The sequence below is a fragment of the Staphylococcus simiae genome, assembly GCF_002902085.1.
GTDB lineage: Bacteria > Bacillota > Bacilli > Staphylococcales > Staphylococcaceae > Staphylococcus > Staphylococcus simiae.
In genome coordinates this window covers 1-19,311 of sequence record NZ_PPQR01000002.1, presented here as the reverse complement: position 1 = coordinate 19,311, position 19,311 = coordinate 1, and the positions used below count along the sequence as shown (strand labels likewise).

At 32.7% G+C, this 19,311-nt stretch carries 16 protein-coding genes; 10 read left to right on the top strand and 6 right to left on the bottom strand.

What is annotated here, in order from left to right:
• The first annotated feature begins 35 nt into the window (after positions 1 to 35).
• Positions 36 to 596, top strand: a complete 561-nt coding sequence (gene icaR / locus CD113_RS00090; protein ID WP_002464513.1) for an ica operon transcriptional regulator IcaR — start codon at positions 36 to 38, stop codon at positions 594 to 596.
• Between the two features lie 619 nt (positions 597 to 1,215).
• On the opposite strand, the gene CD113_RS00085 is transcribed toward icaR, so the two are convergent.
• On the bottom strand, positions 1,216 to 1,596 hold the full coding sequence (locus CD113_RS00085) for an iron chaperone (protein ID WP_002464514.1): 381 nt from the start codon (positions 1,594 to 1,596) through the stop codon (positions 1,216 to 1,218).
• 169 nt (positions 1,597 to 1,765) lie between these two features.
• On the opposite strand from CD113_RS00085, the gene CD113_RS00080 reads away from it, so the two are divergent.
• The 4 genes from CD113_RS00080 (at position 1,766) to CD113_RS00065 (ending at position 4,749) form a co-directional block, all read left to right on the top strand.
• Positions 1,766 to 2,857, top strand: a complete 1,092-nt coding sequence (locus CD113_RS00080) for an aldo/keto reductase (RefSeq protein WP_002464515.1) — start codon at positions 1,766 to 1,768, stop codon at positions 2,855 to 2,857.
• A 184-nt stretch (positions 2,858 to 3,041) separates the two neighbouring features.
• The gene (locus tag CD113_RS00075; RefSeq protein ID WP_002464516.1) at positions 3,042 to 3,527 is read left to right on the top strand and encodes a GNAT family N-acetyltransferase; all 486 of its coding nucleotides are present in this window, start codon (positions 3,042 to 3,044) and stop codon (positions 3,525 to 3,527) included.
• A 100-nt stretch (positions 3,528 to 3,627) separates the two neighbouring features.
• Positions 3,628 to 4,113, top strand: coding sequence for a peptide-methionine (S)-S-oxide reductase (locus CD113_RS00070; RefSeq protein ID WP_002464517.1), 486 nt, complete (start codon positions 3,628 to 3,630; stop codon positions 4,111 to 4,113).
• A 24-nt stretch (positions 4,114 to 4,137) separates the two neighbouring features.
• Positions 4,138 to 4,749 (top strand): flavin reductase family protein, encoded by a 612-nt coding sequence (locus CD113_RS00065; RefSeq protein WP_095092809.1) that lies wholly within the window; start codon positions 4,138 to 4,140, stop codon positions 4,747 to 4,749.
• 171 nt (positions 4,750 to 4,920) lie between these two features.
• Here CD113_RS00065 and CD113_RS00060 read toward each other — a convergent pair whose 3' ends face one another.
• Positions 4,921 to 5,283, bottom strand: coding sequence for a hypothetical protein (locus tag CD113_RS00060; RefSeq protein ID WP_002464542.1), 363 nt, complete (start codon positions 5,281 to 5,283; stop codon positions 4,921 to 4,923).
• 20 nt (positions 5,284 to 5,303) lie between these two features.
• The gene (locus CD113_RS00055; protein ID WP_002464543.1) at positions 5,304 to 6,356 is read right to left on the bottom strand and encodes an LLM class flavin-dependent oxidoreductase; all 1,053 of its coding nucleotides are present in this window, start codon (positions 6,354 to 6,356) and stop codon (positions 5,304 to 5,306) included.
• 831 nt (positions 6,357 to 7,187) lie between these two features.
• Here CD113_RS00055 and CD113_RS00045 point away from each other — a divergent pair.
• Together CD113_RS00045 and CD113_RS00040 are read left to right on the top strand one after the other, a co-directional pair.
• Positions 7,188 to 9,197 carry a GA module-containing protein gene (locus tag CD113_RS00045; RefSeq protein WP_002464546.1) on the top strand — a complete coding sequence of 670 codons (2,010 nt, stop codon included), beginning with the start codon at positions 7,188 to 7,190 and terminating at the stop codon, positions 9,195 to 9,197.
• Positions 9,198 to 9,289: 92 nt separating this feature from the next.
• Positions 9,290 to 9,850, top strand: coding sequence for an isochorismatase family cysteine hydrolase (locus CD113_RS00040; protein ID WP_002464547.1), 561 nt, complete (start codon positions 9,290 to 9,292; stop codon positions 9,848 to 9,850).
• A 211-nt stretch (positions 9,851 to 10,061) separates the two neighbouring features.
• On the opposite strand, the gene CD113_RS00035 is transcribed toward CD113_RS00040, so the two are convergent.
• Positions 10,062 to 12,044, bottom strand: coding sequence for an amidase domain-containing protein (locus CD113_RS00035; protein ID WP_002464360.1), 1,983 nt, complete (start codon positions 12,042 to 12,044; stop codon positions 10,062 to 10,064).
• A gap of 205 nt (positions 12,045 to 12,249) precedes the next feature.
• Between CD113_RS00035 and CD113_RS00030 the strand changes: the two genes are divergently transcribed.
• Positions 12,250 to 15,135 carry a YhgE/Pip domain-containing protein gene (locus tag CD113_RS00030; RefSeq protein ID WP_002464361.1) on the top strand — a complete coding sequence of 962 codons (2,886 nt, stop codon included), beginning with the start codon at positions 12,250 to 12,252 and terminating at the stop codon, positions 15,133 to 15,135.
• A gap of 150 nt (positions 15,136 to 15,285) precedes the next feature.
• On the opposite strand, the gene CD113_RS00025 is transcribed toward CD113_RS00030, so the two are convergent.
• On the bottom strand, positions 15,286 to 16,980 hold the full coding sequence (locus tag CD113_RS00025) for a CocE/NonD family hydrolase (RefSeq protein WP_002464362.1): 1,695 nt from the start codon (positions 16,978 to 16,980) through the stop codon (positions 15,286 to 15,288).
• 155 nt (positions 16,981 to 17,135) lie between these two features.
• On the opposite strand from CD113_RS00025, the gene CD113_RS00020 reads away from it, so the two are divergent.
• Complete coding sequence (locus CD113_RS00020) at positions 17,136 to 17,732, top strand: TetR/AcrR family transcriptional regulator (RefSeq protein ID WP_002464363.1); 597 nt, start codon at positions 17,136 to 17,138, stop codon at positions 17,730 to 17,732.
• Between the two features lie 175 nt (positions 17,733 to 17,907).
• Here CD113_RS00020 and CD113_RS00015 read toward each other — a convergent pair whose 3' ends face one another.
• Entirely contained in the window at positions 17,908 to 18,414 is a 507-nt protein-coding gene (locus tag CD113_RS00015) for a hypothetical protein (RefSeq protein ID WP_002464364.1), read from the bottom strand.
• A gap of 243 nt (positions 18,415 to 18,657) precedes the next feature.
• Here CD113_RS00015 and isaB point away from each other — a divergent pair, with 243 nt between their 5' ends.
• Entirely contained in the window at positions 18,658 to 19,179 is a 522-nt protein-coding gene (gene isaB / locus CD113_RS00010) for an immunodominant staphylococcal antigen IsaB family protein (RefSeq protein ID WP_002464365.1), read from the top strand.
• Positions 19,180 to 19,311: the final 132 nt, after the last annotated feature.

Below are 19,311 nucleotides of genomic sequence, written 5' to 3'. Positions count from 1 at the left end.
TTATGTGATTAATTTTCCGTAGGGGGTTTTAAAAATTGAAGGATAAGATTATTGATAATGCAATAACCTTATTTTCAGAGAAGGGGTATGATGGTACAACACTTGATGATATAGCTAAAAGTGTGAATATAAGAAAAGCTAGTGTCTACTATCATTTCGGTTCAAAAAAGGATATTTATGAACGAAGTGTAGAATGCTGCTTTGATTATCTGGCCAATACTATTCTGATCAATCAAAATAAGTCCAATTATTCTATTGATGCACTATATCAGTTTTTATTTGAATTTATTTTTGATGTTGAAGAAAGGTATATTAGAATGTATGTCCAATTGTCTAATACACCGGAAGAGTTTTCTGAAGATATTTATAATCAAATTCAGAGCTTAAATAGTAAGTTGAGCGATGAAGTATCAAGGTTTTACGATGAAACGAAGATGACAATGTCTGAAGAAGATTTTAAAAACTTGATATTGCTGTTTTTAGAAAGTTGGTATTTAAAAGCGTCATTTTCTCAAAAATTTGGAGAAGTTGAAGAGAGTAAAAATCGCTTTAAAGATGAAGTTTATTCACTTTTGAATATATTTTTAAAAAAATAGCCGTGTAATATATTTGTAATAAATGACTTCTCTATGTAACAAAAGACATGATATTAATTTTGAAAAATTAGTATAGTTGACAATACACCTCAGAATTGAGATTCTTAAATATGGATAATATATAAATCAAATACAATACATTAAAATAAATATCAATTATAATTTGTGGTTATTCTTTGGGAACTTGTTTAAGACATCTGATATTACCGTTAAAGTGCGTAACATTTATTTAACCCCAATGGTATATGTAATATCCCCTAAAGTAACGTAATCACCGAGACTTTATTTGGACAACATCCAATATAAATAAAGTGCATCATATGAGTGTCTATCCATAAAATACTGAATACTCACGTCTAAAGTGGATATTAGAATGCTACTTTAGTATTCAGTATCTGTCACAAGGATAGGTGCTATTTTTAGTGTTTTAATAAATCGGATTGATGAAAAAAATCGTTAATTTTTCATCAATCCGATTTTTTGTTTTGTTTGGGATATATGACATTTTAACGTTGTTGAGGTAACTAGGGTAGGCAATTTGAATTTTGATAAGCAATATTTATTAAAGAATTTATAGTTGTTGTTAATGATGGTAGCGCATGTTGATTGATTCAACATTTTACTTTGAAGTACGCCAGAATGTAGTGACATTTGCTTTTTCAGTTATATTTAACTTAATCATGTCACGCAACAAGTCGTAATCAATATGGTCATGCCATTTTATACGAAAGACAAATTCAGTGTGACTATAACCGTTATCTTGAATTCGTTGAGTGAAGTGCTTTAAACAACCTGGTTCTGGTGATACAGTAAAATGCTTTTTAGCAGTACTAAAACCAATAATAAATGTATCGTGATGTGTGAATATAGGTTGATTCCATTTAATGATAGATTGTAATTCTGGAAACTGTTGTTCAATCCATTGAAAAAGAACGTTTAATTTATGTCGATAACTATCTTGAGTGATGTCTGAAAGGAATGCTTCGTACGCTTTAGTCACAAATAAACCTCCTCATCGTTTTCATTATCATAGCACGATGATTCATAAATGTTATATTAAACGCTTAATTTTTGTCTAACAGCTATATTAATAGGGAATAACATAATATTAAGTTAAAAATAATAAACACTTATGATGTGTTCATTGAAGAATTTTAGGAGGAAAAGTTATGGATTATACATTACTAGGGAACTCTGGACTTAATGTGTCAAAATATGCTTTAGGTACAATTCCTTTTGCTGCTACAAATGGCTTTGAAAATGCTGGCGGTATGTCTAAAAAAGATATTGATCGCATGATTGATTATGCGTTAGATGAAGGTATCAACCAATTTGATACGGCGAACTTGTATGCTAAAGGTGATGCTGAAATAGCTTTAGGAAAATCTATTCGTAATAAACGAGATCAAATGGTTATTAGTACCAAAACTGGTTTTCCATATGATAATAATCCCAATAATATAGGAGCATCTCGACTTAACATTGAACGTTCAATTGACCACTCTCTTAAACGTTTAGGCACAGATTATGTTGATTTATATTATGTTCACGTATGGGATGGTCAGGTACCTGTTGAAGAAACGGTACAAACAATGAACGATTTGATTCGTGCTGGGAAAATACGTTATTGGGGTGTGTCAAATTATAGTGGCTGGTCATTAGCTAAGACGCATACTTATGCTGTACAAAACCACTTAGCACCACCAATAGCTCAACAAATTTACTATACACCTGAGTCTAGAGAAGCTGAATATGAATTATTGCCTGCCGGTAAAGAACTGGGTATTGGTAATAGTATTTGGTCTCCATTAGGTGAAGGTATGTTAACAGGAAAAATTACCAAGCAACATAGACAAGGTGACAAAGGTACACGTCAAGGTGATGGTTGGGCTGAACCGTATATTAAAGATGCTGATCTATTTTATAACTTGATTGATATTTTGACACAGATTGCTCATGCACACAGTGTATCAGTACCACAAGTTGTTTTAGCATGGTTACGCCAAAGACCTAATGTTGATTCGATTGTCTTAGCAGCACGTTCAAAAGAACAGTTACAAGATAACATTGCGTCATATCAGTTACAATTAACTTCTGAAGAAATTGATATGATTTCAACATTAACGACTCCAGAACCTATTTATCCATTATGGCATCGTGCTATGAACGCTTATGATAGAGCATCGAATGCAGAAAAATCATATCTAGCAGCATATAATCACCTGATGTCTAAAAAACCAAATATCATTCAACAACATTAATACAATAACTTATTAATAGTTAAAAGGCTGTCAACAATATTAGTTGGCAGTCTTTTTTCACTACATAAGACAATAAAAAATTCAAAAATAACAATATAAAATCAATGTAGTTGTCATATTAATTATGTCAATTGTAAGATGATTTTATATGATAATATGTCATAGTATTAGAAGGGGTGATGACATGCAGTTTAGACATGCAACTTTAAATGATTTAGATGAATTGATTAGAATCGAGAATATAGGTTTTTCAGAAGAAGAGCGTGCATCAGCTGAAGCGTTAAGAGAGAGAATTAATTATATCAATGATACGTTTATCATTTTAGAAGATCATGGAGCAATTGCGGGGTATATTAATGGGCCAGTTATAAGTCAAAGATACATAACCGATGATTTATTTGAGCATATTGATAACAATCCTGAGCAAGGTGGTTATTTGAGTGTCTTAGGTGTTGCTGTGGCACCTGAATATAGAAACCAAGGTATTGCTGGACGTTTGTTAAAATATTTTGAACAACTTGCACAACAACATCAACGCACAGCTGTAACATTAACTTGTAAAAATGAATTAGTTTCACTCTATGAATATTATGGTTATATTAATGAAGGTGTTTCTGAGTCATCTCATGGTGGCATAACCTGGTATAACTTAGTAAAAGATGTTTATTGAGTGAAGATAGATAATGAAGTGGAAGTACTATCACTATGAAAAGATAGCTGATAGACTATGCGAACTACGTATCTATACTTTTATATATAAGGAGACGGCAATGGAGACGATTTATGTAGCTGGTGGATGTTTATGGGGCGTTGAAGCATTTTTTTCAACAATTCCTGGCGTTATATCTACAGAAGCAGGGCGGGCAAATGGTTCATCTTTAGATTTACAAGGAGATTATGATGGTTACGTTGAATGTGTTAAAGTAGATTTTAATCAACATAAATTAACGGTATTTGACGTTATAACATATTTATTCGAAATCATAGACCCATATAGCATCAATCGCCAAGGTAATGATGTCGGTCGTAAATATCGTACAGGTATTTATAGCTTAGTAAACCAGCATCTCATTGAAGCACGACAATTTATCAATCAGAGACAAGATAGAGAACGCATTGCAGTGGAAGTCTTACCTCTGTCTAACTATGTTAAAAGTAGTGAAGAACATCAACAACATTTGAAAAAATGTCCAGAAGATATTGTGATGTGTCACATTCATCCAGAGTTATTATATAAATATAGATATGGCGATTAAAAATAGAGAAAGGTGTGAACGATGATGCCAACATTCAATGCCAACGACATTTCTGCTAAAGATAATTATAAATTATTGATAGGGTCAATTATTCCTAGACCTATAGCATTCGTCACTACCATGAATCAAGATCAATCTATTAATGCAGCACCGTTTAGTTTCTTTAATATTGTTAACAATGAACCGCCAATGATAGCGATAGCTGCACAACGGTCTAACGGAAAACGTAAAGATACAGCAGTTAATATCGATAGTAATGGTGACTTTGTTGTACATATTACTGATAAAATTAATGTTGTTGATATTAATGAAACAGCAGCTCCCTTGCCATACAGTGATAGTGAGTTAGAGCGCACGGCTTTTACAACAATAGCATCAACTAATATTACAACGCCTGGTATTAAAGAGGCGAGTATTCGTTTAGAGTGCCGCTTAGATCAAATTGTTGTCTTAGGTTCCGAAGACAATGGTGCGGATTTAATCATTGGTGAAGTTGTGACATATCATATAGAAGATGATGTATATAAAGGGGATTATAAAATAGATGCCACACATTTAAACGCAGTATCACGTTTAGCGGGTAATGACTACGCTAATATAGGTGACATATTTACAATAAATAGACCAACTGAATAAGTAGAATGCAATCAATATAGGTTCTCTCCTAAATTGGACTAATATATAATTATTCACTTTTATGTATTCGTCCTAAAAAATGGAGAACCTCAATATATTATTTAAGTATACATGAATACAAAAATATCCCCTGTAAATTAATGATTTGCAGGGGATTAATTCAATAATTAACTATTTGCTTTTACTACCACCAATAGTATCTAATAGGCTTAATGTTGCAAGTTCAACTAAATCAAGTGCGTGTTGCGCACCTTTTTTACCCTGGCCAGCTTCGAAGTGTTTATAGACAGCGACACTTAAAATACCAATTGTTGATAAAGAAGCAAGTCTTGAAACATTTTTGTTTAAGAAACTCACTGAATATAATGCAGCTGTTGCAGCCTCAGCAGCACCTACATATTTAACCATACTTGATGGTAAACCAAAGACATTTGAAAATGTATCTTGCATATCTTGGTTATCTTTTAATTTTGGTTTGCTCGCTTCGTATAGTTCTTTAGCAATTTTTAAATTTGTTACATAACGTAAAATCATAATTCATTTCCTCCAAATAGTTAATTATTTTTAAAGTGCTTATCAACGATAGGTTTTACTTTTTCGCCAAACAATCGAATAGCTTCCATTGTTTTATCGTGTGGCATAGACCCTACAGGTATGTGTATCATAAAACGATTAATACCTAAACCTTCTATCGTCATAATGATTTTCTGTGCTACAGTTTCAGGACTACCTAAGTAAAGTGCACCTTGGTTGCCAATTTCACGTTCAAATGAATTTTCATCATAAGGTGGCCAACCTCGCTCTTGTCCTAGTACGTCTTGGTGTGCTTTCAAAGAAGGGAAGAACTCATGTCGGGCCTGTTCATCAGTTTCAGCAATGTAGCCCCATGAATGTACGGCTATAGGTAACTGTTCACTATTATGTCCATAGGCTTCAGCAACTTGTTTATATACTTCGATATTACGTGTGAAACGCATAGGGTTGCCACCAATAATAGCATATACAATAGGTAAACCTAAAGCGCCAGCTCTTAAAGAAGACTCCGGAGTGCCTCCGGTAGCAATCCATATTGGTAAATCACCATACTCAGTTCGTGGATAGACACCCGCTTGTTTTAAACTAGGTCTAAGTGAACCTTCCCAAGTGATGACTTCATGTTGGTTGATTTGCAACAGTAATTCTAATTTTTCATTAAATAAAGTTTCATAATCGTCTAAATTAAAGCCGAATAGTGGAAAGGATTCGATAAATGAGCCTCTACCAACCATGATTTCAGCTCGACCATTTGACACGGCATCTAAAGTTGAGAAGCGCTCGTAAACACGTACAGGGTCATCTGATGATAATACTGTGACTGCTGATGAAAGCTTAATATTTTTCGTCCTACATGCTGCAGCAGCTAGAACAGTGACAGGATCAGACACAGCGTAATCTTGACGGTGATGTTCTCCTAAACCATAAATATCTAATCCCAATTGATCTGCTAGTTCTATTTCTTCGACAATGTTTCTTATTCTTTGTGCTTGTGGGATAGCCTTTTCAATGCCATTAGGTGTATGAATAGGTCCGTTATCAGCGAAAGAAGTTAATCCAAGTTCGATTTTCATTAGTACACCTCTCTAGGTATATTTTTTATACTCGGTTCATTGTAATGTGCAATAAGTGTTCTGTCAATGATTATATTTCGAATTAGAGATTTTTGGTTGCATAATTTTAATGAAGCTTATAATTATGGTGTATAAGTCATTTACAAATAAGTATTAGATGTATGTTTAAAATCAATCGGAAGTAAAATGAGGGAGAGGTGTGAACGATATGCAATATTCACCAAAGCAAGAAGTTAGAAGTCATTTAAAAACTTAAAATAAGAAAAAATAATGCTGAAGGTAGGAACTATTTTAATAACTTTAAAAATCATTAAAGTAATACTTTTTACTTTATACTTAATATAGTAAATTATCATTAATAGAATTTGCTAAAAGAGCTAGATTTTTATGTGGTTACGATTTTCTGTGCAATTAATGATGTCTATCTTGATGTTGATTTTTATATATCAGCAGGTAAATCAGAGTCATTTAGATTTTTGGTTTATTATTTATTTTTTACTCTTTATGGTTGTGATTTTATTTTGGCCAGCTTCTAAAAAACGAAAGTGAACTATGAATTGACGGATTTTGAAAAAAAGAGCACAATACCCTATCATTTAAGTCACCACAACTATAGAAAGAGAGGGATTGCGCCTATACTTAATTCTATTATAAAAATATTAGATTATAAAGGGAAATACATTATATTTGAAGATGACGTTGAAGAAGTTTATATGGATTTAGTGAGAACTTTGATTTATAAAAGCTACGCTGACTTATGTAATTTTCCAGTAAATTGGTATATAATTGGAATTAAATATTTATTTGAAGAAGTATGGAAGGAGTAAGTTGATGGCAAACATTCATTCACACCCATTTAAGTTTTATGTGAAATTAACATGCTCAGCCATGATTTTGAGTAGTTCTTTAATGACTGTTAACATCAGTAATCATGATGCACATGCAGAAGATAATCAACGTACTGCAGTTGATGAGCAAGTACGAGATAAACAATTAGAACAAGACATTAAAAATGCTAAGAACGACATTTCAAAAATGGCGCATTTGACTGATAATAAGAAAGCACAATTTAAGAAAAAATTAGAAAAAGTAACATCATCTTCAGACATTGATGATATCGTTCAACAGGCTAAGGACGACAATAAAGCTAAGCAACAAGATACAACTAAAGATGATAACGATAAATCTGCTAGTGAAGTAGATTCAACAAAAGCTAAGAGTGATGACACTGAAGAGAAACTTGATCAATTTTTAGCTGATTTAGATGAATTAAACGATAAAGTTGATAGTAGTCAACAAAAAGAAATGATAGAAGATAAGACATCAGCATCGCCAAAAGAAGCAACTAAAGAAAGAGGTGCAACTGATGATCATGCTGAACGTGATGATGTCAGTGATAAGGTAGATCAAGCATTAAGTGATTTAGATAAGATAGATCAAGCGACTAAAGAAGAGAATCAAAGTTCTAATACTAGTGAAACTAATACTCAAAATCATAAAGCACAGTCATATGATGAAGCGTCTACTAACGACAATGACAATGATGTATCAAAAGATGGAGCTCAAGATACCATAAAGAATCAAGATATCATAAAAGATCTTAGTAAAGAGGATGTACTATTCAATAAGAATGAAGATAAAGCTAATAACATATCACAACAGTTACAAGGTAGTGATAAAATCAATTATAATTTAGCATCTAAAATGACGCATGACACTAATCAACCAGCAAAACAATATACCTTACGTAAATTAAACGCTTTACAGAATTTGGATAAACAAATTAATAAATCAGATTTATCTGCTTCTGATAAAGCAACTTTGAAAAAAGAAGTAACCAATACTAAACAAAGTATAGCTAGACAAAGACAAATTATCTTGCAGCAATTAGCTAATACTAAAAATAAAGAGCAAGCTGTACAAAATATTGTTAACAGTGTCTTTAGTAAAAATGAAGCGGACCGAATATTAAAAAATATTACAACGACAAACCAAACAGATCAGCAGATTGCAGATCAAATTGCTCATCACATCGATGGTCTGACATTAAATAATAGTGATGATATCTTGAAAGCTATGTTGGATCAATCTAAAGATAAAGAACAATTAATTAGCCAATTATTAGCAACAAAATTAAGTTCAAAAGAAGCACAGTCATTAGCAAAACAATTTGTAGATAAAAAATTGACTAATGGTCAAATTGTTGATCAGCTTAAACGTCATTTTATATCATCTGGAAAGGCAACTGCGGATGATATTTTACAAGAAGTGATTAATAATGCTAAAGATAAAAGACAAGCGATCGAAACGATTTTAGCAACACGTATTGAACAAGGCAAAGCTAAATTATTAGCGGATTTAATTACTAAAGCAGAACAAGATCAGTCTAAGATACTTAATTTAGTTAAAGCAGCATTGAATGGTAAAGCGGATGATTTATTACAATTGCAACAGCGTTTGAATCAAACGAAACAAAATATTAATGGTATTTTATCACCTATCACAAATCGTCCTAGTTTGTTGGATAGAGTGAATCACAGAAATAGTTCTGATCATCTCGGTCAATTGTCAAATGTATTAAATGATGGCGCAGGCTTATTAGGTGGCCACAGTATCTTGGATGACATTCCTGATTTACCAACACCGACGCCAGAAGATACGTTGACATTAGGTTCAGGTGATGGCTTGTTAAGTGGCTTACTTGATGATGATGGTAATATTTCTCTACCTAAAACTGGGGAAGCCATTAAACACCATTGGTTACCGTTATCTGTCATCTTATTGTCAGCAGGCCTTGCTATTATTGCATTAAATCGTTACAACAGACGCAAACACAGCTAAAAAATGCTATAGCCTAGCTCAACGATTTTTAAAATGCTGAAAAATATAATACAATAATCTCTTATTATTGAAATAAGTAGAGGAGAATAGCAATGTCTCAGAAAAATGCGTTACTAGTTATGGATATGCAAGAAGGTATAGCTAGAAGTATGCCGAGAATTAATAATGTTATTAAAGCTAATCAAAGAGCAATAGTAGCAGCTAGAAATAATGATATACCAGTATTTTTCATTCGTTTGGTCTTAGATAAACAGTTTATGGATGTTTCTCCAAATAATAAAGTGTTCTCAAATTTTAAAGCACAAGGCTATGGCATGACAGAGCAAGATCAATCAACAACAATTCTTGAAGAATTAGCACCATTAGATAGTGAGCCACAAATTGCTAAGCGTCGATTCAGTGCGTTTGCTGGAAGTGAGTTAGAAGTTTTATTACGTGCCAATCAAATAGACCATCTCATTCTTACAGGTGTGTCAACAAGTGGTGTTGTATTGAGTACAGCTTTAGCAGCAGTAGATAAAGATTATATAGTTACCGTATTAGAAGATGCAGTAGGAGACCGCTCAGATGATAAGCATGATTTTATTATTGAACAAATTTTAAGTCGTTCTTGTCATATTGAATCGGTGGAATCATGGAAAGGTACCTTGTAATAAGATGTTAAACAAATAGTGACATTAAAAATACCCAAGAAACAATCATGACTGTTTCTTGGGTATTTTTGGTTCTCTATTTTTAGGACTGATAAATAAAAAATGAATAATTATGTATCAGTCCAATTTGGGAGAGAACCGTATTTTTTGACTCATACTTTTATTGACATTCAATTAATGGATATCAAAAAAACGTCATTATATATTATAGTTATTTTCCAGAGATATAAGATAATGCTTCAGCATCATCTGCATTAATGATTCGATATGAAATCACGCCTAAACCTTTGACATTAGATTCAGAAATAATAATTGAACCATCACGATTTACTTTTTCAACAAATGCAACGTGACCATATTGAGCATCTGCACCATTTTGACCAGCTTCAAAGACAACGGCAGTATGTGCTTTTGGCGTATGGCTTACATGATAACCATCTTGAGCAGCACGATCATTCCAATGGTGTGCGTCTCCTAGGCTGCCACTAATGGATAAGTCAAATTGTTTCATACGATTGTAGACATACCAAGTACATTGACCGTGTGGATAAGGCATACTACTAGTCGTTTCTTGGAATGCTTTGAAATTATGATTTGAAACATCACTATCTTTAATAGATGATGTATAGTTAGTTAAATTAGGCATTTTTTTGTTATCAAATTGAGTCAAATTGTAATGTTTGATCAAGGTATTCAACTTTTTAGCATAATTTGGATCCGTGGCATATGTTTTGGCTAAATGTGAAGTGGCGTCTTTATAACTAGGTGCATCACTTTTCCATGTTGGCTTATATATCGTTGGATTACCATCTATACCCTTTTTAATTAAGTTGGAATAATCTTGTAAAGATGCCTTTGTATCGGGATATTTTCTGAATCCAGCATTAATACTATACATACTGTCGCCATCTGCTTCAAGAGTATTAAAAGAGACAGACTGTCCTTGATAAGTACCTTTAATACCAAATAGATTGTAGTTTGGTGATTTAGATAGTGCACTACGACCAGAATCAGACTCTAAAATTGCCTGGGCAATCATCACAGATGCATAAATATCATCATTTTGGCCAATGTCATGCGCATCTTTAGCGATAGATTTAATAAAACTACGAGTATCTTTAGAATCTACGACGTCAAAGTTGTTACTGTTGTCATTACTACCTGACAAGTTTGGCAATGATTCGAAGAGTGTCGTCGATCTGATATCAGATCGACGAATATTATCATGATCTTTAAATGATTGTATAGGTGTTTCTTTATGTTCTAATTCTTTTTTTGTAGGTAATTGTGGATTGTCATTTTTAGATGTTGAAGCGTTATGATCTGTTGTTGTCTTGTGATGCTTATGTTTAGATTCGTAATCTTGTTGTGTTTTTTTAGCATCTTCACTATATTCATCTAATATTGAATCCAATGCTGAATCTGTAATTATACTATCGCTTTCTTCAGGGTTAGATGTTTTATTATTGTGTTGTTTGCTATCTTGACTACCATCAGTTTGTTGTTTGTCATCATTAGTTGTCATTTGGTTCGTATTATTATCGTTTGATGACTGGTTATCTTCTTCATCAACTATAGTATGCTCATTTTTTGAAGATGATGACTTACTATTATCATCCTGTTGCTCATTATCTTGATGATGTTGAGCTTTATTGTCTTCAGTTTGTGTTTGTGATGATGATGTGTCTTCAGAAGTGTTATCAGATTCATTGTTGTGAGATGATGATTCTGGTTGTTCATAGTCTGAGATATCAGAGTTTAAGTTAAATAAATTTTGAATTAATGAAGTCAACGTGATACTATCTTCATATTTATCAGGTTCAAATAATTGAGTGAAGTGCGATTGTTTCAACATGTCATCATTAATAATATGATCCATTAAGTTATTATCTTTGTTTTGGTCATTAGTAACATCATCTTTAGTATGGTCATCATCATCTTGTGACAGTTGGTTATAGTCGGATGCTTTATTAGCTTGAGTTGATGATTTACGTGTTGAAGTATTTTTCTTTTTGTCTTTAGTAGTGCTATCTTTTGCCGTTTCTTTATCATCAGCTGTGTTACTTTTAGTATCAGTAGGTGACTGTGATATCTTATCGTTTGGTACTTCATCTGCATGCGCAGTAGGGATAGCCAAAGTTGGTAAGACAAGTGTTGTAGATAATAAATATATTAAAATTTTATTTTTAGGCATATTAACATTCTCCCTTGAAAAATATGATGTTTAAGTGTGATAATGAATTATAATTTGTTATAATTTATCATATCTTTGAATTAGTTGATAGATATCAATCAAAATTAACATCACAATAAAGGTATTATACTAACTAATGATGAAAAAATAAATCGTTTTAATAGAAAAATATATCGGAGAATCGAAGCGGTATAGGAGTGTGACAATGAGGAACGCATTTAAATTATTTAAGATGGACTTGAAGAAAGTAGCTAAGACACCTGCTGTTTGGGTTATTTTGGCAGGGTTAGCTATTTTGCCATCATTTTATGCATGGTTTAATCTGTGGGCTATGTGGGATCCTTATTCTAATACAGGACATATTAAAGTGGCTGTTGTTAATGAGGATAAAGGTGACAAAGTTAAAGGCAAAGAAATTAATGTCGGTAACACTATGGTTAAATCATTGAAGAAAAATGATAGTTTTGATTGGCAATTTGTTAGTCGTGAAAAGGCTGATCATGAAATTAAGATGGGTAAATATTTTGCTGGGATTTACATACCTTCCAAATTTACGCATCAAATTACAGGAACGTTAAGGAAGCATCCTGAAAAAGCGGATGTTGATTTTAAAGTTAACCAGAAAATCAATGCCGTAGCATCAAAATTAACTGATACCGGTTCATCGATGGTAGTTGAAAAAGCTAATGAGCAATTTAATAAAACAGTAACTAAAGCGTTATTAGAAGAAGCGAATAAAGTTGGCTTAACAATCGAAGATAATGTACCAACGATAAATAAGATTAAAGATGCAGTATATGCAGCCAATAATTCCTTGCCAAAAATTAACAAGTTTGCAGATACAATTATTTATTTAAACAAACACCAAGATTCTTTAGATAGTTATGCTAATGATTTTAGAAATTTAGGGAATTATAAAGGTGACATTTTATCTGCACAACAAAAATTAAATGATGTGAATGCTGCGATACCAGAGCTTAACGAAAAAGCTAAATTAATCTTAGCGTTGAATGCTTATATGCCAAAAATTGAAAAAGCGCTTAATTTTGCAGCTGATGACGTACCAAATGCCTTTCCAAAGATTAATCAAGGTGTTAATTTAGCAAGTCAAGGTATTAGTGTAGCTGATAGACAGTTAGAAGATGCAAAAGGATTTGTGACACAAGTTAATGATCGTGCTGGTGATTATAAAGATGCCGCAGGACGTGCGCAACAATTTAATCAAAATGTCCAGCAAGATTTACAACAAAATCAAAGTAGTAATACACTAGATGCTAATCAACAAGCAACCAATACAGCAACACAGAGTGCTAAGGCTAAATCAGCAGGTCGTAGTTATAGTGATTTGAAGACCACGCCTGTAAGTACGGCAGATACTGAATCCAATAATAATAATGGCACACTATCAAATAAAGATGTCAAGTCAATGGATATTGCCTTAACAGAATCACTCTTAGCATTGTCTAATAATATGAATACACAAGCTAAAGCGACACAACAAGATAATAAAGACTTAAGGAATATTGCATATGGTATCTTAGCGACGAATCGTCCTAATGAATTTGCCAAGCCTTTAGATAACGTTAAATCACGTTTAGAAAATACAACGAAATATAACCAACAAATGATAGATATTTTACAACAATTAGAAAACGATGAAGATGTTGACTTATCTAAAGAAATTAAGAAAATTAAAAATGCCAACAATCAAATCAATCGACAATTGAGATTGGTCAATCAACTTAGTAATGCTTTAGCCAATGGTGGTTCAGGTACGAATGAAGCGGCAAAAGTGCTAGATAATCTTCCGAAATTGGATCAATCGTTAACATCATTTAGAAACTATATTAAAGATGAACTTAATAAGAATTTGTTATCTGTATCTAATGATATTATGAAAGGTTTAGCAGACGGACAAGCGTCATTATCAACAATACAATCTAAATTGAACTCAATTAACCAGGTCATTACGTCTGGCCAAGCAATTTTAAAAAGTGGTCAAGAACGTATCAATAAGCTACAAACAGTCTTGCCTAGTATTGAGCGAGATTATATTACTGCAATGTCTACAGCTAAAGCCTACTTCCCAACCGCTAAAAATGATGTAGCAAAAGCTGCTAGTTTTGTTCGTAATGATTTACCTAAATTAGAACAACAACTTACTAATGCTACAGCAAGTGTTAATAAGAACTTACCAACATTATTCAGCGGTTATGATCAAGCAGTTGATTTATTAGATACAAATCAACCTAAAGCTAAGAAAGCATTATCTAATCTAGCTGATTTCTCTGAAAATAAATTACCAGATGTTGAAAAAGACTTGAAAAAAGCTAATAAAATCTTTAAAAAATTAGATAAAGATGATGCTGTAGATAAATTAATTGATACATTAAAAAATGACTTGAAAAAACAAGCTGATGTCATTGCTAACCCAATCAATAAGAAAACAACGGATGTATTCCCAGTTAAAGATTATGGATCTGGTATGACACCATTCTATACTGCACTGTCAGTGTGGGTAGGTGCTTTACTAATGGTTAGTTTATTATCAGTAGACAACAAACATAAAAATTTGCAAAATATATTAACGACACGCCAAATTTTCCTAGGTAAAGCCGGATTCTTCTTTAGTCTAGGTATCATTCAAGCATTTATTGTGTCAGTAGGGGATTTAGTTATTTTAAAAGCGAGTGTGGAATCGCCAGTACTATTCGTTGCCATTACAGTGTTCAGTTCACTTATTTTTAATGCTATTGTTTATACATGCGTATCTTTACTTGGTAACCCAGGTAAAGCCATTGCAATTATTTTATTAGTGCTACAAATTGCTGGTGGTGGTGGAACATTCCCAATACAAACGACACCACAATTTTTCCAAAATATTTCACCATACTTACCATTTACGTATGCAATTGACTCACTTCGTGAAACAGTAGGTGGTATTGTGCCAGAAATATTAATTACCAAGTTAATCATACTTACTTTATTTGGCATAGGTTTCTTTGTAGTAGGATTGATTCTTAAACCTATTACAGATCCAATGATGAAAAAAGTTTCAGAAAAAGTTGATGAAAGTAATGTAACAGAGTAAACAAAAGATCCATACCTAAGGTCGACAAATCACTTGTCTACCAAAGGTATGGATCTTTTTAGTTATATTGGCGCTCCAATTTTTGAGACTATTCTATAACATACCGAAACGCGTAGCCCACATTTTATTAGAGAACTATGGCTGTTTAATTTAGTGCTTAATCACTGGAATGATTAAGTGTGAATCATATTGACCACCAGAATAAATAGTATGTTGTCCTTTATTTAATCGTTCATTATGTTCATATCTCGTACTTAAACCTGGTGTACTATTACCTTTGACAACTTCACTTGCTTTAACAACAACTTCTAAACTTTCCCCTTTATTAAATTGTGTACCTGAAGGAAGAAGTTCAATTTCTACAGGTACTATTTCGTTAGGTTGTAATTTTTGAAGTTCATCATGTGAATGCCAAGGTTGTGCAATCGTAGATTTTTCAGTATCTAATTTACGATGTGATACGCGTAACCAACCAGTTGCAACTTGACCATCTTCAATATGATTAAAGTCTGGGAAGTGAACTTCATTGCCACGACGATCTAATTTTTTAATACCAGCAAATAAATCCATATCATCAGATTGATCAGTAGATACCCATAGTTTTAATTTCATGTTACCTGTTAATTCAGTATTTTGATTGAATGTATAGTTGAAACGAACTTCATCGTTACCACTCTCAATAGCTTCACTATCATATGAAATTTGACTGATTTGAGTTGGTTCTTCCATAGATAATTGTTGATTGGAAGCGTCTAAATATAATGCTTCATAATCAGTGTCTGGAATTGGCCAATCACTTGCGCTACGTAGTTCACCTTTATAGAATGAATCACGCACTTCATAAATAACACGTGGACGTTCTGTCCAATCGTTATCAATACCTTTTAAGAAGTAATCAAAGAATTGACGTTGTGCTTCGAGAGATTCTCTAGCATAATATGTTTCCCATTCTTTACGACCATGAACAAACAACCATTTTTGCTTAGAGCTTGCTTGTTTGAAACCTTCAAATGTACCACGGTTGTGTAAGCCTTGTGTTGACCAGCTAGCACAAACAAACATAGGCACTTGAATATTAGCTAACGGAGCTTGTTTATGTTGCCAATAGCTATCAAATAAAGGGTGATTTTGTTGATTGCCAACTAAATCTTCTATTTGGTCATTGTTTGGCCATCTTTGAACAATACCTTGATACCAGAAACGATAGAAGCCAGTGTCTGGGATGCCACCGTGGAAAGCTACTTCACGATACATATCATTTAGACCTTCCCAAGGAATCATGGCTTTTAAATGTTTAGGATTTAATGATGCAGCCCACCATTGTGTTACTGCTAAATAAGATACACCATTCGTTCCAACATTTCCATTGCTCCAAGGTTGTTCACCTGCCCAATCAATCACTTCTGCGTAATCTTGAGCTTCTTCTGGTCCCCAAGGTAATAAACGGCCAGTTGATTGAGCACTACCACGTAAAGCTACTTTAACAACGACATAACCATTTGGTACCCAATATCCAGGATCTGGTGATTCTTCTGGAGTAAAACTTGACGTTTTAAAAGAACCTAATGTTGGCCAATTCGCACCCATATTTGTAATTTTAGGTTTATTATCTTTACCATAAGTATCTGCAGAAATAACAACAGGATATTGTCCTTCTTCAAGGGGTCTAAATATATTGACATACAATGTTGTACCGTCTGTCATAGTTACAGGTACATTTTTTTCCATTGTCATTTCTTGATTTCCGTATTGCACACTGTCAACAACAATGTGATTAACACCATCTTGTACGTATTCAACAGGAGTCACTGTTAATTGTGGATTCCCTAATTTACTTTGTGTCATTAATCATCACACCTTTTCTTTAATCTGTGCTTTGTTTATATTTATATCCTAGTAGGGTTTATGACTTTAAACAATCATTGATACTCTTTGATTTGTAGGTTAACCAACATTTCGCATATAATTGTGGGATAATATGTTTTGAAAGGATGATTATAATGCCACAAGATCGCCGTATTCGTAAATCACAACAAGCGATTCAAGATGCATTTTTAGAATTATTAGAAACAACATCCTTTGAGCAAGTATCCGTTCAACAAATCGCTCAATTAGCAGATGTCAATAGAAGTACATTTTATGCACATTATTTAGATAAATATGATTTACTTGAAAAAATGGAAGATGAAAGTATTGCAGAGATTGCTTCATACACAACATCTGAAAGTAAAAACTATGAAGCGGATTTTTCTGAGGAATTAATCAAAAATGTCATGGAAAAAGTGATTAAACATATAGATGATCATATGGATTTTTATCGCATTAGTATCGAAAGTATTGGTAAAGACTCTAAATTAGTAGATAAGCTTTATAATCAAATCTATAATCATTTAAATCATTATAAAAATGAAAGCGTTAGTGATGACCAAAAAATTCCATTCGACTATTTTATCAGTTATGTTTCCGGTGCAGGTTTATCAATGATACAACATTGGATTAAAGATCCACATCGTGTAGATAAAGAAACATTAGTACAAACATTTTATACTATTGTTAGTCAAGGTCCTGCAAAAATTATTAGAAATAAGAAGATATAGATGGTAAGACGATATAGTAAATAACTTGAAGGGAGTGGGACGGACATAAATTTTTTATAAAGTTTATGTTGTTACCGCACTCCGACAAGACTAACTAGGTTTTTAAAACATTGATTTATCACCATTTTGAAAACCCCCTCTGACTATAGTGAATAGTTTGAGGGGGTTAGCTATGTTAATCTTTATTGCCTGTTTGTGCATTTGAATTTGCAGGTTTCGTACTGTTCGTGGAAGACGGGTTTGACGATGTATTAGGTTGTGTTTGTGGTGTACTATTAGTGGCAGGTTGTTTATTGCTCTCATTACTATTTGTGCCACCACCAGAGTGGGTAGTTGGTTCTTCTGCTTTAGGTTGTGTTTGTTTATGACTACCTTGATTTGGTGTTTGATTATGCGATGAAGATTTAGACTGTGTTGTGTTATTATTTGTTGCTGTATTCTGTTGAGAAGACTGGCCAGCCTGTTCATTATTGTAACTATTATCATCGCTAGTAACATTATTATCTTCGGTATCGCTAGTGTCATCTTTGTTGTCACTAGATTTTTTATCTTTTTTATCATGTTTTTCTGTTTTATGGCTTTTAGTATCAGGTTGACTATCGTGTGTGACTGCAGCAAAAATTGCAAATCCAAGAGCTCCGATGAGTATAAGGACGACGATGGTTGCTAATATTTTCTTCAAATTATTATCCTCCGTATATTCAAGAAGTAACATTACTTCAAGAACTGATATTTTAAATTAAAAATTGTATTTGTAGCATCTTATGGTGAAAGGAATTAAAACATAAGAAACTTAATGAATGTGATTTTTATTAAGTATAACAAAATTGTTATATATAGATAAATGAAATTAATAGTATTTAATAAATGGAGGGCGTTATAATTAATTTGAAGCCCTTAATAATATATAAAGAGAGGTCATATTATGAAGAAAACAACAAAAATACTTCTAGCTACTACTATGTCACTTAGCACTTTGTTAGGTGCTAGTATTTCAACTGCACCTGTGCAACAAGAAGCTCATGCAGCAACAGTCCCACACTATAGTTATCATGGTTATATAGGAAAAGATGCATCGTTTATAACAGATAAGACTTTCATCAATGCTATAAAACATCAAAATGTTAAATTTAATGATGTTAAATTAGCAAAGACAAAGAGTAAAACATCAATTGAAAAGTATGACCAAAAATTTAATGGTATTACATCTGATGGACAAAAGGCTAACCAACTACAATTTGTAGTTAAAGACGATGTGTCTTTAAATGAGTTGCAACAAGCGTATGGTCAACAATTAAAATCTAAAACGCCACAAAGTGCAGATAAACAAAGTGGTATTTTTTATTATCAACCTAAGAAAAATCAGTTAGGCATTTGGTTTGTTATCAATCATAATAAAGTGGTTGAAGTAGCTATGGGTTACGCGCCATATACCACAAGTAAATAAAAATTATCTTTAAAAAAATGAGTCGTTAAGTGTAGTTTATAAACTTTTAACGGCTCATTTTTTTATGAATTGATGAATATTAAGGAATTATTGATAAAGTTAAGTACATATAACTTTGTCAGGGAATAATTA